Here is a 14,740-nt window from a genome sequence, read left to right on the forward strand (position 1 = left end):
TTTAAGTGTCGCGGAGGATCGCTGCACTCAGATCTTCTCGGCGTAGGCCGACCACTCCAGTTGCGAGGCCTTGAGTTTGCGGCCGGTGGGCTCGACGTAGCGCTGCACGAGCTCGTCGGGACCGGCCTGCTCCACCAGCCGCCAGCCGTATTCGCCGAGGAACGCGGCCACCTCATCGGGCTGCAGACCGAAATGCCACAGTTGCCGCCGCTGGCGCACGGTGCGGTACAGGGTGCGGGTGCCATACCGGTTGGTGCCGTCGATGAAATCCCTACGCACATAGGTGAACACCAACCGGCTGCCGGGCGCGGTCGCGCGCAGCCCGTCCAGGGTGCGCCGCACGGTCGCCTCGGTGAGGTACTGGGTGACGCCCTCGCAGATGAAGAACACCCGGTAGTCGGTGCGATAACCGTGCTCGGCCAGCGCGGTGAGCAGGTCGTCATGCTCGAGGTTCAACGCCACCAACCGAACCGACAGCGGCAGCTCGCCGAGCACCCGGCGGACCGTCTTGAACTTGCGCGCGACGTTCACCGGCAGATCGACCTCGAACACCGGGATGCGGACCCGCCGCGTCAGCAGGTAGGCGCGGGTGTCCAGGCCCGCGCCGAGGATGACGACGGCGTTGATGTCGTCGAGCGACTCCTTGAGCTTGTCGGCGATAAAACGCTTGCGGCAGGCCAGGTTTGCCCACAAGCCCGGACCGGTGAACTCCGAGCCGCGGATCAGCGCCCGGCGCACCGGGGCGAACCGGGTGGCTCCGACCAGCCACCGCAGCGGGGCGGGCAAGAACAGCTCCGCGAAGTCGTCGTCGACCAGGCGGCGGCCGGGCGCCTCGTTCTGCTCGACGGCGGCCAGCACCATCGGACCAAATGCCGTCTGCGCAACCAGGTTTCGGGCCATGGCGGCTACTTGTTCAGGAATCCCGCGTCGACGGGCAGGGTCACGCCGGTGATGTAGCGAGCTTGGTCGGACACCAGCCACGCCACCGCGTTGGCGACGTCCTCGACGTCGAGCACCTCCACCGGCATGGCGTTGCCCATGGCGCCCGGCGTGTCGGTCGCGGCGGCCATCTTCGCCAGCCACTCGCGGGTGAACTCGTTGTTGATCATCGGCGTCTCGACCCCGGACGGATGGATCGAGTTGACCCGAATCATCTGTCCAGCAAGCAGATTCGCATAGACCCGCATCAGCCCGACCACCCCGTGCTTGGCGGCGGCATAGCCGACGGAACCGGCGTCGGGGCTGCCGACCCCGGCCAGCCCCGCGCTCGAGCTGATCAGCACGATCGACCCGCCGGTGCCCTGCTTGACCATCGTGGGTATCGCGACCTTGATGGTGTGGTAGACGCCGGTCAGGTTGACGTTGATGACGTCGTGCCAGCCGTCGTCGCCGGACTGCATGGGGGCGATGCCGGCGTTGGCCACCACGATGTCCAGCCGGCCGAACTCGTCCAGGCCGGCCTGCAGTGCCGCCGACAGCGATTCGCGGTCGCGGACGTCGCCACGAGAGGCCACGATCCGGGAGCCGGTGTCTTCCACCAGCTTCACGGTGGCCGCCAGGTCTTCGGGCGTGGCCAGGGCGTAGGGCACGCTGGCGATCTGGTCGCACAGGTCGACGGCGATGATGTCCGCGCCGTCGGCGGCCAGCCGCACCGCGTGCGCGCGGCCCTGCCCGCGCGCCGCGCCGGTGATGAAGGCGACCTTGCCCGTCAGGGGCCCTTTCGACGACCTGGCCATCAGGGCCGCAACTGTCCTTTGGCCGGATCGCCCGCCGGGACCGGTTGCAGCATCTTGATGTCGGGCGCCCCGTCCAGGTGCTCGCCGGCCGCGGTGAACATCTTGGTGACCGCCGGTGCGGTGCTGTGCGCCTTGAGCGCCTCGGCGTCGGCCCACTGCTCGACGAAGACGAAGGTCTCGCCCGATTCGTGCACGGCATACAGCTGGCAGCCCGGCTCCTCGTGCACCTCCACGGCCGCGGTTTTGAGGATGTCGCGAACGGTGTCGACCGACTCGGGTTTGACGGTCAAGGTGGCGACGACGACGACGGGCATTGATGGCCTCCTGGGCGCTCCGGGTGGGTGACGAGCACGACTTCTCGCAACCGGATGTCACCCTACTCACGCGATGTGAGGGCCGATTCGGGCCATGCCGGACAAGCCGGGCCGTTACCAGTGTGGCGGGTGGTGTAGATGATGCCGTTGCGACTACGCTTGCCGGCATGCCCAGTAAGACCGCCGCCCGCTCCGGAAGCCGAACGAGCAGGTCAAAGGCCACATCGCGGCCCAGCCGGTCCCGGGGAGCGCGCCCGGCGGCGCCCCGCAAGAAGTCCGGCAAGCCCGCCAGGCGGCGTAACCAGGCCCCGCTGGTTTCCGCCGGGCTGACCTGCGGTCGCGCCATGCGCGCCATCTGGATGATGGCCGCGCGGGGAACGGGCGGCGCGGCCCGGTCGATCGGGCGCGCCCACGACATCGACCCGGGGCATCGCCGCGACGGCATCGCGCTGCTGCTGCTGGGCTTTTCGGTGGTGGTCGCCGCCAGTTCGTGGTTCCACGCCGCCGGGCCGGTCGGGACGTGGGTCGACACGGCGCTGCGGACCTTCATCGGCGCGGGTGTGCTTGCGCTGCCGGTCGTCACCGCCGCGGTGGCGGTGACGCTGATGCGCACCGAGCCGAACCCCGACGTGCGGCCCCGGCTGATCCTGGGCGCCAGCCTGATCGCCCTGTCGGTGCTCGGGTTGCGCCACCTGTGGTCCGGTTCGCCGGGCGACCCCGAAGCGCGCCGCCGCGCGGCCGGTTTCATCGGCTTCGCCATCGGCGGGCCGCTCTCGGACGGGCTCACCCCGTGGATCGCGGCGCCGCTGCTGTTCATCGGCTTCATGTTCGGCCTGCTGCTGCTGACCGGCACCACGATCCGCGAGGTGCCCGTGGTGATGCGCAACCTGTTCCACACCCGGTTCGTCGACGAGGGCTACGACGACGAGCCGTACGACTACGCCGACGAGTTCGACGACTTTGAGGACGCTGCCGCGGCGGACCGCGACGACTACCACGACGAGGCGCCTGCCGTCCCCGACGAGGCGCCGCCGCCGGCCTGGTCACCCGACGACGATGCCCAGGCCGCGCTGCAGGACGACATTCCCACCGTGCCCGAGCCCGCCGTCCAGCCCACGTCGCGGGGCCGCAAGCGCGGGCGGTCGGCGGACAAGCACGACACCGTCGAGCTGGACCGGGTCGTCGAGGGCCCCTACACGCTGCCCTCGCTGAACCTGCTGGTCGCCGGGGACCCACCCAAGAAGCGCAGCGCCGCCAACAACGTCATGGCCGACGCCATCACCGAGGTGCTGACCCAGTTCAAGGTGGACGCCGCCGTCACCGGCTGCACCCGCGGGCCGACCGTCACCCGCTACGAGGTCGAGCTGGGGCCGGGCGTGAAGGTCGAGAAGATCACCGCGCTGCAGAAGAACATCGCCTATGCGGTGGCCACCGAGAGCGTGCGCATGCTGGCCCCGATCCCGGGCAAGTCCGCGGTCGGCATCGAGGTGCCCAACACCGACCGAGAGATGGTGCGGCTGGCCGACGTGCTCACCGCGCCGTCGACCCGGCGCGACCACCACCCGCTGGTGATCGGGCTGGGCAAGGACATCGAGGGCGACTTCATCTCGGCCAACCTGGCCAAGATGCCGCACCTGCTGGTCGCCGGTTCCACGGGATCCGGTAAGTCCAGCTTCGTCAACTCGATGCTGATCTCGCTGCTGGCGCGGGCCACCCCCGAGGAGGTCAGGATGATCCTGATCGACCCGAAGATGGTGGAACTCACGCCTTACGAAGGCATTCCGCACCTGATCACCCCGATCATCACCCAGCCCAAGAAGGCGGCGGCCGCGCTGGCGTGGCTGGTCGAGGAGATGGAGCAGCGCTACCAGGACATGCAGGCCTCCCGGGTGCGCCACATCGACGACTTCAACGAGAAGGTGCGCTCCGGCGCCATCACCGCGCCGCTGGGCAGTCAGCGCGAGTACCGGCCCTACCCGTATGTGGTGGCGATCGTCGACGAGCTGGCCGACCTGATGATGACCGCCCCGCGCGACGTCGAGGACGCCATCGTGCGGATCACCCAGAAGGCCCGCGCCGCCGGCATTCACCTGGTGCTGGCCACCCAGCGGCCGTCGGTGGACGTGGTAACCGGGCTGATCAAGACCAACGTGCCGTCGCGGCTGGCGTTCGCCACGTCGTCGCTGACCGACAGCCGCGTCATCCTGGACCAGGCCGGCGCGGAAAAGCTGATCGGCATGGGCGACGGCCTGTTCCTGCCGATGGGCGCGGGCAAGCCGATCCGGCTGCAGGGCGCATACATCACCGACGAGGAGATCCACGCCGTCGTCACCGCCTGCAAGGACCAGGCCGAACCGGAGTACACCGAGGGCGTCACCGCCGCCAAGCCCACCGGCGAACGCACCGACGTCGACCCCGACATCGGCGACGACATGGACGTGTTCCTGCAGGCAGTCGAGCTGGTGGTGTCCAGCCAGTTCGGTTCGACGTCGATGCTGCAGCGCAAGCTGCGCGTCGGCTTCGCCAAGGCCGGCCGGCTGATGGACCTGATGGAGACCCGCGGGATCGTCGGGCCGTCGGAGGGCTCCAAGGCGCGTGAGGTGCTGATCAAGCCCGACGAACTGGCCGGAACGCTGGCGCTGATCCGCGGCGGCAGCGATGCCAACGGATCCGACGAGGACGAGTAGCGGCGATCGCGAGGGCGGCGCAGCCGGGCGATGCGGGTCGCCGCAATCGAGCTAGAGCACCAGCAGCATCCGGGAGTTGCCGAGGATGTTGGGCTTGACGTAGCTGAGGTCCAGGAACTCGGCGACACCGATGTCATACGACCGGCACATCTCCTCGAACACCTCGGCGGTCACGGGCGTGCCCTCGATCTCGGTGAACCCGTGCCGGGCGAAGAACTCGGTTTCGAACGTCAACACGAACAGCCGCTTCAGGGCCAGCTCGCGAGCGACCTCGAGCAGCCGGTCGACGATCGCGTGGCCGATGCCGTGGCCGGTCATCGCCGGATCGACCGCGACGGTGCGTATCTCGCCGAGGTCGGACCACATCACGTGCAGGGCGCCGCAACCGACCACCCGGCCCTCGTGCTCGGCCACCCAGAACTCCTGCACGGCCTCGTACAGCGTCACCAAATTCTTCTCGAGCAGGATCTTTCCGGCGTAGGTGTCGACCAGGTGCTTGATGGCCGGAACATCGGATGTTCGCGCGCGCCGAACCAGCGGCCGATAACGCTCTGGACTTCTGCTCACGGCTAACAGTATCGACATCTCGGACGGCTGTGCTGGTCAACCGTTATTCTGTTGCCGTGTCGGGGCAGCCGCAGACGGGTCCGTTAACCGGACCGCCGGGCCGCGCAAACATCGCCAATCTCGCCAATACGCTGACCCTGTTGCGGCTGGTGCTGGTGCCGGTCTTCCTACTCGCCCTGTTCGCCGGCGACGGCCGCGAAAGCGGCTTCCGCGTAATCGCTTTCGTCATCTTCGCGATCGCCTGCATCACCGATCGGCTGGACGGCCTGCTGGCCCGCAACTACGGCATGGCGACCGAATTCGGCGCGTTCGTCGATCCGATCGCCGACAAGACGCTGGTGGGCTCGGCGCTGATCGGGCTCTCGATGCTCGGGGAGCTGCCGTGGTGGGTCACGGTGCTGATCCTGACGCGCGAATTCGGGGTGACCGTGCTGCGGCTGGCCGTGATTCGCCGCGGCGTCATCCCGGCCAGCTGGGGCGGCAAACTCAAGACCGTCGTGCAGGTGCTGGCCATCGGCTTGTTCGTGCTGCCCTGGACGGGAACCCCGGGGCCGTTCCGGGTGGTCGCGGCGGTGGTGATGGGCGCGGCGATCGTGCTGACGGTGATCACCGGCATCGACTACGTCGTGTCGACGGTGCGGGAAGTCCGCCGCACGCCCGGTTGATTCTCCGGCCCCGACCGGGAACCAGACCACCGCTCTCGGCGTTCACCTAGTGAGCACCTGCCGCAGCAGTGCGTGCCGCGCAGGGCCGACCGGACGAAGGAGGGCGGGATGGCGCCATTGGTGCGCGAGGTCATCGGCGACGTGCTGCGCGAGGCCCGCACGACACAGGGCCGCACGTTGCGCGAGGTCTCCGATTCGGCGCGGGTGAGCCTCGGCTACCTGTCCGAGGTGGAGCGCGGCCGCAAGGAGCCCTCCAGCGAGCTGCTGAACGCGATCTGCGACGCGCTGGACGTACCGTTGTCGTCGGTTCTCATCCACGCCGGCGAGCGGATGGCCAGCGAGGAGCGCACGGCCGTCGGCGCGCCCGCGGACGGGGCGAGCGGCACCAGCATCAAGGTCGTCATCCCACCGGTGGCCTCGTTGGCGTTGGCCTGAGCGCCGGGCACCGATCCCGCGTAAGGGGTGGGGCGATCGGCGCCGACCCACTAAATTGAGCGACAGGCGCAGAGCCCTCAGGCCCACCCGGGGATCCTCAAGAAGCGAAGGCGGAGCTAACTCATGGCCAATCCGTTCGTCAAGGCGTGGAAGTACCTCACGGCGCTGTTCAACGCCAAGATCGACGAGCACGCCGACCCCAAAGTGCAGATCCAGCAGGCCATCGAGGAAGCGCAACGCACGCACCAGGCGCTGACCCAGCAGGCCGCGCAGGTCATCGGCAACCAGCGGCAGCTGGAGATGCGGCTCAACCGTCAGCTGGCGGACGTGGAGAAGCTGCAGGTCAACGTGCGTCAGGCGTTGACGCTGGCCGACCAGGCCACCGCCGCCGGGGACGCCGCCAAGGCGACCGAGTACAACAACGCCGCCGAGGCGTTCGCCGCCCAGCTGGTGACCGCCGAGCAGAGCGTCGAAGACCTCAAGACGCTGCACGACCAGGCGCTGGGCGCGGCCGCGCAGGCCAAGAAGGCCGTCGAGCAGAACGCCATGGTGCTGCAGCAGAAGATCGCCGAGCGCACCAAGCTGCTCAGCCAGCTCGAGCAGGCCAAGATGCAGGAGCAGGTGAGCGCCTCGCTGCAGTCGATGAGCGATCTCGCCGCCCCCGGCAACGTGCCCAGCCTCGACGAGGTGCGCGACAAGATCGAGCGACGGTACGCCAACGCGATCGGGGCCGCCGAGCTCGCGCAGGGGTCGGTGCAGGGCCGGATGCTCGAGGTCGAGCAGGCCGGGGTGCAGATGGCCGGTCATTCCCGGCTCGAGCAGATTCGCGCCTCGATGCGCGGGGAGGCCCTGCCGACCGGCGGGACGCCGGCCGCGGGGACGACGCCCGCGCCCGCGGAGAGCGCTGGCGGCTCGGTGACCGAGAAGCCACTTGGCCAGTAGCCGAAGCGTCATGGCGGTGAAGGCGTCGCGGCCCGGTCCGTGGCGCGCGTTCCTGCACCGCGGACTGGCCACCGCCGCCGACCTGTCCGACCTGGTGGCCCGCAAGCTCAGCGCGGCCGCGGACCCGCGCGCACGCCAGTTGCGGCGCCGTCGTCGCGCGCTGCGCTGGGGCCTGATCTTCAGCGCGGGCTGTGTGTTCTGGGCGGCGGTGACGATGCTGCTGGCGGCCTGGGGCTGGTTCGCGCTGCTGCTCGAAATCACCGGCGGCGTCGCGGTGTTCATGGCGATCCCGGCGACGCTGTTGCTGCTTCGCTATCGCTGGCTGCGCTCCGAGCCGCTGCCGGTGCCGCGGGCCACCACCGGGCGCCGGCTGCCGCCGCCGGGTTCGGCGGCGCGCCCGGCGATGTACGCGCTGGGCGCCTCCGAGCGTGGATTTTCCTCCCTGGTGGCGGTGATCGAGCGGGGCGCGATGTTGCCGGCCGCCGAGATCCGCGACCTGACCGCCGCCGCCACCAGAACCTCGGCCGCCATGGCGTCCACCGCCGCGCAGGTGGTGTCGATGGAGCGGGCGGCCGAAGCCAGCGCGGAATCGCGGACGTATCTGGTGCCCACCATCAACGCGTTCACCGCCCAGCTGTCTGCGGGCGTTCGCCAATACAACGAAATGGTCACCGCGGCAGCGCAATTGGTGTCCTCGGCGAACGGCGACGGATCGGCCGCGTCGCAGCACTACCGCGCGGAGCTGGCCGGGGCGACGGACCGGCTGCTCGGTTGGGCGCAGGCCTTCGACGAACTCGGCGGGCTGCGGGGAACCGGCTAGTCGCCGAGAAGCGTTGTCAGAACGTCGCTTTCAGCGACGGCACCAACAGCGCCGCCAGGCCGCGCGCGGTGGCCTTGAGCATGTCGAAGAAGTCAAAGTAATCCCGCCACAACGTGATTCGCCCGTTCTGGACCTCGAACACGCCGCACACCCAGAACTGCAGACGCAGCGGGCCGAAGATCAGCGCGTCGGTGCGTTCGGTCAGCACCGCGCCGCCGTCGGCCGCGATGCGGTGGATCTTCACCTCGAAGGCCGCGCGGCCCTCCATCTGGCGAAACAGTTTGATGGCCCTGGCCCGGCCATGGATGGTGGGCAGGCCGACGTTCTCGTAGACGAGGTCGTCGGCCAGCGCGGCGCCCGCGGCGTCGTAATCCGCCTCCTGCAGCGCGTTCAGGAAGCCTTCGACCGTACGGGTGTTCGCAACGGTTGTCCCAGTCAGCTCGGTCATCTTGTCAGCGTAGGCGCGTGGCCGCGGGGCGCTATGGCAGGGTGAGCACGATGCGCGTCGCCGTGGTCGCCGGGCCGGATCCCGGGCATTCGTTCCCGGCGATCGCGCTGTGCCAACGCTTCGCCGAAGCCGGTGACGAACCCACGATCTTCACCGGCGCCGAATGGCTCGACGCCGCCCGCGGCGCCGGCATCGACGCCGTCGCGCTGGACGGGCTGGCCGACCCCGACGACGACGTCGACGCCGGCGCCAGGATCCACCGGCGCGCCGCGCGGATGGCGGTACTCAACGTGCCCGCGCTGCGCGAACTCGCGCCCGACCTGGTGGTGTCCGACGTCATCACCGCCGGCGGCGGCATGGCCGCCGAACTGCTCGGCATCCCGTGGATCGAGCTCAACCCGCACCCGCTGTACCTGCCGTCGAAAGGCCTGCCGCCGATAGGCAGTGGGCTGGCGCCGGGCACCGGCATCCGGGGCCGGCTGCGCGACGCCACCATGCGCGCGCTGACGGCGCGGTCCTGGCGGGCCGGGCTGCGGCAACGGTCGGCTTCCCGCGTCGAGATCGGCCTGCCGGCCCGCGATCCCGGGCCGCTGCGGCGGCTGATCGCGACGCTGCCCGCGCTGGAGGTCCCCCGCCCGGACTGGCCGGCCGAGGCCGTCCTGGTCGGGCCGTTGCACTTCGAACCGACCGACCGCGTCCTCGAGGTTCCGGCCGGCTCCGGGCCGGTGGTGGTCATCGCGCCGTCGACCGCACTGATCGGGACGGAAGGCCTGGCCGAAGTCGCGTTGGAGTGCTTGACGCCGGGGGAGACGATGCCGGCGGGCTCGCGCCTGCTGGTGTCGCGGCTGGACGGACCGGAGCTCGCGGTGCCGCCGTGGGCGGCGGTCGGGCTGGGGCGTCAGGACGAGCTGCTCGCGCACGCCGACCTGGTGATCTGCGGCGGCGGCCACGGCATGGTGGCCAAGACGCTGCTGGCCGGCGTGCCGCTGGTGGTGGTGCCCGGCGGCGGCGACCAGTGGGAGATCGCCAACCGGGTGCTGCGCCAGGGCAGCGCGCGGCTGATCCGCCCGCTGACCGCCGACGCGTTGGTGGCCGCGGTCAACGAGGTGCTGTCGTCGCCCTGCTACCGGGCCGCGGCGCAGGCCGCGGCCGCCGGCATCGCCGACGTCGCCGATCCGGTCCGGGTGTGCCGCGACGCGCTTGCGGTGGCCGGATGAACCGCGGCGCCCCGGGCCGGTGGCCCTATGCTTCGGCGGGAGGCACTCGATGAGGATCATCACGACAATCGCCGCCGGCACCCTGCTGGCCGGCTCGCTGGGCGGCGCCGCCGTCGCGCACGCCGACAGTCCCGAGGAACAGCAGGCCTGCCAGTTGCTGGACGATCCGGCCGCCGCGCAACAGGGACTCGCTCCGGCCGAATACACCTTCATGCAATTGCGGGCCACCATGTCGGCCCAACGCGCGCGCGACATCATGTCGATTGCGGTCCAGGAGGACTGCCCGAATCACATCGTCGATCTGCCGGCCAGCTGGAGGTAGGCGGGCCGCCCGCTCAGGTGTCCGATCCATGTGCGCTGGGTATGTTGACTGGCGTGCGGCTAACGGAGTTTCACGAGCGGGTGGTGCTGCGCTTCGGCACCACGTACGGGTCTTCGGTCCTGGTGGATCACGTGCTGAGCGGCTTCGGCGGGCGCACCGCCGCCCAGGCCATCGAGGCCGGCATCGAGCCGCGCGACGTGTGGCGGGCGTTGTGCGTCGACTTCGACGTGCCGCGCGAACAGTGGTGATCGCCGCGCGCTATTCGTAGTTATTCGTAGTTATTCGTAGGCCGGGTAGCCGTTCTGCCGCAGCACGGTGGCCAGGTGCACGGCGTTGCGCGCCGCATTTCCGGTGGCCGACGCGACCGGCTCGGGGACGCCGTCGAGGTCGGTATAGTCGGTGCCCTGCATCGCCTCGCCGTTCCAGTAGGTGCAGCCCTGCGCGGCGATCGAGAACCCGATGTCGTTGAGCGCCTGAAACAGGTCGGCCACGATCTTGTGCGCCCCGTCCTCGTTGCCCACGACCGCGGCCAGCGCCACCTTGCCCACCATCGCCGGTCGGCCCGCGTCGTCGGTGTCGGACAGCTCGGCATCGAGGCGCTCCAGGACGCGCTGGGCGACGCTGGACATGTGGCCGACCCAGGTGGGCGTCGACACGATGACGATGTCCGCCGATTTGATCTTGTCCAGCAGCGCCGGCCACTCGTCGCCGGGACCCATGTCCGCCTCGACCCCGGGCAGCAGCGCCAGGTCCACGCAGCGCACCTTCTCACCCTCGACGCCCGCGCTGCGCAGCTGATCGAGCAACTGGTCGGCGAGCAGTTCGCTGCTGGACGGCGCCGGGCTCTTCTTCAACGAGCAGACCAACGCGATGGCGCGCAGGGACGGGGTTGCGGCTGAGGACATGGTGCTCACGTACCCCGACCGGGCAACGACAAACGAGGCCCGCGCCCCAGCGGCCTATCCCGGCACCCGGTGCAGCACGCAATCACCGCACAGCGAACCCGCGGGCAGCCGATAGAAGAGGCAGCAGCTGCGGCGCCGGAATCCCAGCTGCGGGCCGGTGATGACACCGGATCCGGCCAGCACGCCGGTGTCCAGCAGCGACCCGGTCAGCTCGGTGGTCTTGCGGTGCAGGTCGGGCCGCGCCGCCACCAGGGCCCGTGCGGCGCCCACCAGCGCGGAGGCGATGTTGCCCGCGAGCAGGGCGGGCGCCAGGTTGACCCGCAGGCCGGCGGCGAGCGGTTGCAGGTGTTCTTCGACGACCACCCGGTACAGCGCGTCGTGCGAATCGACGGGCTGCCCGACGGGCCTGGGCAGTCGTAACCGGGCGTCGTCGTCGGCGCGTTGCAGTTCATCGAGGTCGGGGACGACGCCGTGGCCGATCGCGCAGGCGAGCACCGGTGACCACAGCCGGGTGGCGTGGGCGAGGTGGACCAGCGACGCGCCGATCCGCAGGTCCGTCGTGTGGTAGCGGCGGGCGGTGGCGTCGATCAGGTCGGCGCAGCCGTCGGCGTAGGACCGCGCGACCGGATGCCATCCCGCCGGGTCCCCACCCACGGTCAGCGCGAAAAAGCCTCCGTAGGAAGCCGTTTCGGCCAGCTGGGGGGAGATGTCCATGGGTTCGCGACCGCCTCTCGGGGGGATCCGCCCCGAAGAGGCCCGTCGGCGCCTTTCGATCGCCGATGTTGCCACACGCGCCGGGGCGCAACGGCGTGTCGAACTTGAATCGAACACCTGTTCGGCTAGTGTGGTGAGCGTTCGGCCAGTCAACTTGTCGGTGGCCTTCTCTAGTGTCACCGCCAACCGACCGATACCGGTCAGACGAACACCGACTATAGGAGAGACACCATGGCGCAAGCCCCCGACCGCGAGAAGGCTCTCGAACTGGCGATGGCCCAGATCGAAAAGAGCTACGGCAAAGGCTCGGTGATGCGTCTCGGCGACGAGACGCGTCAGCCGATTTCGATCATCCCCACCGGATCCATCGCGCTGGACGTGGCCCTGGGCATCGGCGGGCTGCCCCGTGGCCGGGTCGTGGAGATCTACGGCCCGGAATCCTCGGGTAAGACCACGGTCGCCCTGCACGCGGTGGCCAACGCCCAGGCCGCCGGCGGCGTCGCCGCCTTCATCGACGCCGAGCACGCCCTGGACCCGGAGTACGCCAAGAAGCTCGGCGTGGACACCGATTCCCTGCTGGTCAGCCAGCCCGACACGGGGGAGCAGGCCCTCGAGATCGCCGACATGCTGATCCGCTCCGGCGCGCTGGACATCCTGGTCATCGACTCGGTGGCCGCGCTGGTGCCGCGCGCCGAGCTCGAAGGCGAGATGGGCGACAGCCACGTCGGGCTGCAGGCCCGGCTGATGAGCCAGGCGCTGCGCAAAATGACTGGCGCGCTGAACAATTCGGGCACCACGGCGATCTTCATCAACCAGTTGCGCGAGAAGATCGGGGTGATGTTCGGCAGCCCCGAAACCACCACGGGTGGAAAGGCGTTGAAGTTCTACGCGTCGGTGCGCATGGACGTGCGCCGGATCGAGACGCTCAAGGACGGCACCAACGCGGTCGGTAACCGCACCCGGGTCAAGATCGTCAAGAACAAGGTGGCGCCGCCCTTCAAGCAGGCCGAGTTCGACATCCTCTACGGCCAGGGGGTCAGCCGGGAAGGCTCGCTGATCGACATGGGCGTGGAGCAGGGCTTCATCCGCAAGTCCGGCTCCTGGTTCACCTATGAAGGCGAGCAACTCGGCCAGGGCAAGGAGAACGCCCGCACGTTCCTGAAGGAAAACGACGAAGTCGCCAACGAGATCGAGAAGAAGATCAAGGAAAAGCTCGGCATTGGCGCGGTCGTGACCGATGGCTTGTCCGATGACAGCGTCCTGCCCGCCCCCGTCGACTTCTGAGCCCTCCCGCGAGGAGCAGGCGCGAGCGCTGTGCCTGCGCCTGCTCACCGCGAGAGCGCGCACCCGCGCCGAACTGCGCGGCCGGCTGGCCAAGCGCGGCTATCCCGACGACGTCAGTGCGCGGGTGCTCGACCGGTTGGCCTCCGTCGGCCTGATCGACGACGCCGACTTCGCCCAGGAGTGGGTGCAGTCCCGCCGGACCCACGCCGGGAAAAGCAAGCGCGCCTTGGCCGCCGAACTGCACACCAAGGGCGTCGACAACGACGTGATCACCTCGGTGCTCGCCGGGATCGACGCCGGCGCCGAGCGGGACCGGGCGGAGCAGTTGGTCCGGTCCAAGCTGCGCCGGGAAACGCTGAACGACGACGATGCCCGGGTGACCCGCAGGCTGGTGGGGATGCTGGCGCGCCGTGGCTACAGCCAGAACATGGCGTGCGAGGTCGTCTTCGCCGAGCTGGCCGCCGAGCGGGAGCGGCGCCGGGTCTAGCCCTGACGTGCGGTTTCTCGCGTGCCGACCGGCCGCCGTACCATGGCCGGGTGACTTCGATGGTGCGAGAGACCGTGGCGGCGGACGCCGCGCCGGCGCGCACCTACCAAGTCCGCACCTACGGCTGCCAGATGAACGTCCACGACTCGGAGCGGTTGGCGGGCCTGCTGGAAGCGGCCGGATACCGACGCGCGGCCGAGGGTGCCGACGCCGACGTCGTCGTGTTCAACACCTGCGCGGTCCGGGAGAACGCCGACAACAAGCTGTACGGCAACCTCAGCCACCTGGCGCCCCGCAAGCGCGGCAATCCCGAGATGCAGATCGCCGTCGGCGGCTGCCTGGCCCAAAAGGACCGCGACGCGCTGCTGCGCAAGGCGCCCTGGGTCGACGTCATCTTCGGCACGCACAACATCGGGTCGCTGCCCACCCTGCTGGAGCGGGCCCGGCACAACCAGGTCGCCCAGGTGGAAATCGCCGAGGCGCTGCAGGAGTTTCCGTCGTCACTGCCCAGCGCTCGCGAATCCGCCTATGCCGCTTGGGTTTCCATCTCGGTCGGGTGCAACAACAGCTGCACGTTCTGCATCGTCCCGTCGCTGCGGGGCAAGGAGGTCGACCGCAGCCCGGACGACATCCTGGCCGAGGTCAGGTCACTGGTGGCCGACGGCGTGCTCGAGGTCACGCTGCTGGGCCAGAACGTCAACGCCTACGGGGTGTCCTTCGCCGACCCGGCGCTGCCGCGGGACCGCGGCGCCTTCGCCCGCCTGCTGCGGGCCTGCGGCGACATCGACGGGCTGGAGCGGGTGCGGTTCACCTCGCCGCACCCGGCCGAATTCACCGACGACGTCATCGAGGCCATGGCGCAGACGCCCAATGTCTGCCCCGCCCTGCACATGCCGCTGCAGTCCGGGTCGGACCGGGTGCTGCGCGCGATGCGGCGCTCGTACCGCGCCGAGCGCTACCTCGGCATCATCGACCGGGTCCGGGCCGCCATGCCGCACGCCGCCATCACCACCGACCTGATCGTCGGGTTCCCCGGTGAGACCGAAGCGGACTTCGCGGCCACACTGGACGTGGTGCGGGCGGCCCGCTTTTCGGCCGCGTTCACCTTCCAGTACTCCAAGCGGCCCGGCACCCCGGCCGCTGAACTCGACGGGCAGATCCCGAAAGCCGTTGTGCAGGAACGCTATGACCGGCTGA

At 69.9% G+C, this 14,740-nt stretch carries 18 protein-coding genes; 11 read left to right on the plus strand and 7 right to left on the minus strand.

Going from position 1 to position 14,740, the window contains the following annotated elements:
• Positions 1-27 precede the first annotated feature (27 nt).
• Genes A5646_RS17550 through A5646_RS17560 form a run of 3 tightly spaced genes read right to left on the minus strand, consistent with a single transcriptional unit; the run spans position 28 to position 2,050 of the window.
• Positions 28-900 (minus strand): SAM-dependent methyltransferase, encoded by an 873-nt coding sequence (locus A5646_RS17550; protein ID WP_082976065.1) that lies wholly within the window; start codon positions 898-900, stop codon positions 28-30.
• 5 nt (positions 901-905) lie between these two features.
• Positions 906-1,736, minus strand: coding sequence for a mycofactocin-coupled SDR family oxidoreductase (locus A5646_RS17555; protein ID WP_067023055.1), 831 nt, complete (start codon positions 1,734-1,736; stop codon positions 906-908).
• Complete coding sequence (locus A5646_RS17560) at positions 1,736-2,050, minus strand: putative quinol monooxygenase (RefSeq protein WP_066860802.1); 315 nt, start codon at positions 2,048-2,050, stop codon at positions 1,736-1,738. Before A5646_RS17560 ends, A5646_RS17555 begins: the two co-directional genes overlap by 1 nt.
• A 2-nt stretch (positions 2,051-2,052) precedes the next feature.
• Between A5646_RS17560 and A5646_RS17565 the strand changes: the two genes are divergently transcribed.
• Positions 2,053-4,737, plus strand: coding sequence for a DNA translocase FtsK (locus A5646_RS17565; RefSeq protein WP_156749228.1), 2,685 nt, complete (start codon positions 2,053-2,055; stop codon positions 4,735-4,737).
• 51 nt (positions 4,738-4,788) lie between these two features.
• On the opposite strand, the gene A5646_RS17570 is transcribed toward A5646_RS17565, so the two are convergent.
• Entirely contained in the window at positions 4,789-5,322 is a 534-nt protein-coding gene (locus tag A5646_RS17570; protein WP_066860799.1) for an amino-acid N-acetyltransferase, read from the minus strand.
• Positions 5,323-5,360: 38 nt separating this feature from the next.
• Between A5646_RS17570 and pgsA the strand changes: the two genes are divergently transcribed.
• The 4 genes from pgsA to A5646_RS17590 all read left to right on the plus strand — a co-directional run bounded on the left by pgsA (position 5,361) and on the right by A5646_RS17590 (position 8,166).
• Positions 5,361-5,969 (plus strand): CDP-diacylglycerol--glycerol-3-phosphate 3-phosphatidyltransferase, encoded by a 609-nt coding sequence (pgsA, locus tag A5646_RS17575; protein ID WP_066860946.1) that lies wholly within the window; start codon positions 5,361-5,363, stop codon positions 5,967-5,969.
• A 108-nt stretch (positions 5,970-6,077) separates the two neighbouring features.
• A complete protein-coding gene (gene clgR / locus A5646_RS17580; RefSeq protein ID WP_066860796.1) occupies positions 6,078-6,404 on the plus strand; it encodes a transcriptional regulator ClgR in 327 nt (108 codons plus the stop codon).
• 123 nt (positions 6,405-6,527) lie between these two features.
• Complete coding sequence (pspA, locus tag A5646_RS17585; protein WP_066860793.1) at positions 6,528-7,346, plus strand: phage shock protein PspA; 819 nt, start codon at positions 6,528-6,530, stop codon at positions 7,344-7,346.
• 10 nt (positions 7,347-7,356) lie between these two features.
• Positions 7,357-8,166 (plus strand): hypothetical protein, encoded by an 810-nt coding sequence (locus tag A5646_RS17590; RefSeq protein ID WP_066879639.1) that lies wholly within the window; start codon positions 7,357-7,359, stop codon positions 8,164-8,166.
• Positions 8,167-8,182: 16 nt separating this feature from the next.
• Here the strand turns inward: A5646_RS17590 and A5646_RS17595 are convergent, their stop codons facing one another.
• Positions 8,183-8,614: a limonene-1,2-epoxide hydrolase gene (locus A5646_RS17595; RefSeq protein WP_066860787.1), complete on the minus strand. Its 432-nt coding sequence runs from the start codon at positions 8,612-8,614 to the stop codon at positions 8,183-8,185.
• 50 nt (positions 8,615-8,664) lie between these two features.
• Between A5646_RS17595 and A5646_RS17600 the strand changes: the two genes are divergently transcribed.
• From A5646_RS17600 to A5646_RS17610, 3 genes are read left to right on the plus strand one after another with little or no spacing between them, the layout of a single operon-like run.
• Positions 8,665-9,831 (plus strand): glycosyltransferase, encoded by a 1,167-nt coding sequence (locus A5646_RS17600; protein WP_067023072.1) that lies wholly within the window; start codon positions 8,665-8,667, stop codon positions 9,829-9,831.
• A gap of 49 nt (positions 9,832-9,880) precedes the next feature.
• Positions 9,881-10,153, plus strand: coding sequence for a hypothetical protein (locus A5646_RS17605; RefSeq protein ID WP_066879634.1), 273 nt, complete (start codon positions 9,881-9,883; stop codon positions 10,151-10,153).
• A 41-nt stretch (positions 10,154-10,194) separates the two neighbouring features.
• Positions 10,195-10,401: a DUF3046 domain-containing protein gene (locus tag A5646_RS17610; protein WP_067023057.1), complete on the plus strand. Its 207-nt coding sequence runs from the start codon at positions 10,195-10,197 to the stop codon at positions 10,399-10,401.
• 30 nt (positions 10,402-10,431) lie between these two features.
• On the opposite strand, the gene A5646_RS17615 is transcribed toward A5646_RS17610, so the two are convergent.
• A complete protein-coding gene (locus A5646_RS17615) occupies positions 10,432-11,058 on the minus strand; it encodes a flavodoxin family protein (RefSeq protein ID WP_066860941.1) in 627 nt (208 codons plus the stop codon).
• Positions 11,059-11,112: 54 nt separating this feature from the next.
• Positions 11,113-11,772 (minus strand): (2Fe-2S)-binding protein, encoded by a 660-nt coding sequence (locus A5646_RS17620; RefSeq protein ID WP_067023060.1) that lies wholly within the window; start codon positions 11,770-11,772, stop codon positions 11,113-11,115.
• 231 nt (positions 11,773-12,003) lie between these two features.
• Between A5646_RS17620 and recA the strand changes: the two genes are divergently transcribed.
• The 3 genes from recA to miaB all read left to right on the plus strand — a co-directional run.
• Positions 12,004-13,056 carry a recombinase RecA gene (recA, locus tag A5646_RS17625; protein WP_066860775.1) on the plus strand — a complete coding sequence of 351 codons (1,053 nt, stop codon included), beginning with the start codon at positions 12,004-12,006 and terminating at the stop codon, positions 13,054-13,056.
• Positions 13,022-13,543 carry a recombination regulator RecX gene (gene recX, locus A5646_RS17630; RefSeq protein ID WP_067023063.1) on the plus strand — a complete coding sequence of 174 codons (522 nt, stop codon included), beginning with the start codon at positions 13,022-13,024 and terminating at the stop codon, positions 13,541-13,543. Before recA ends, recX begins: the two co-directional genes overlap by 35 nt.
• A 59-nt stretch (positions 13,544-13,602) precedes the next feature.
• Positions 13,603-14,740 (plus strand): tRNA (N6-isopentenyl adenosine(37)-C2)-methylthiotransferase MiaB (miaB, locus tag A5646_RS17635; protein ID WP_067023075.1); only part of this gene is annotated, 1,138 nt, incomplete at its 3' end.

Source organism: Mycobacterium sp. 1245499.0 (assembly GCF_001673615.1).
Taxonomy (GTDB): Bacteria; Actinomycetota; Actinomycetes; order Mycobacteriales; family Mycobacteriaceae; genus Mycobacterium; species Mycobacterium europaeum_A.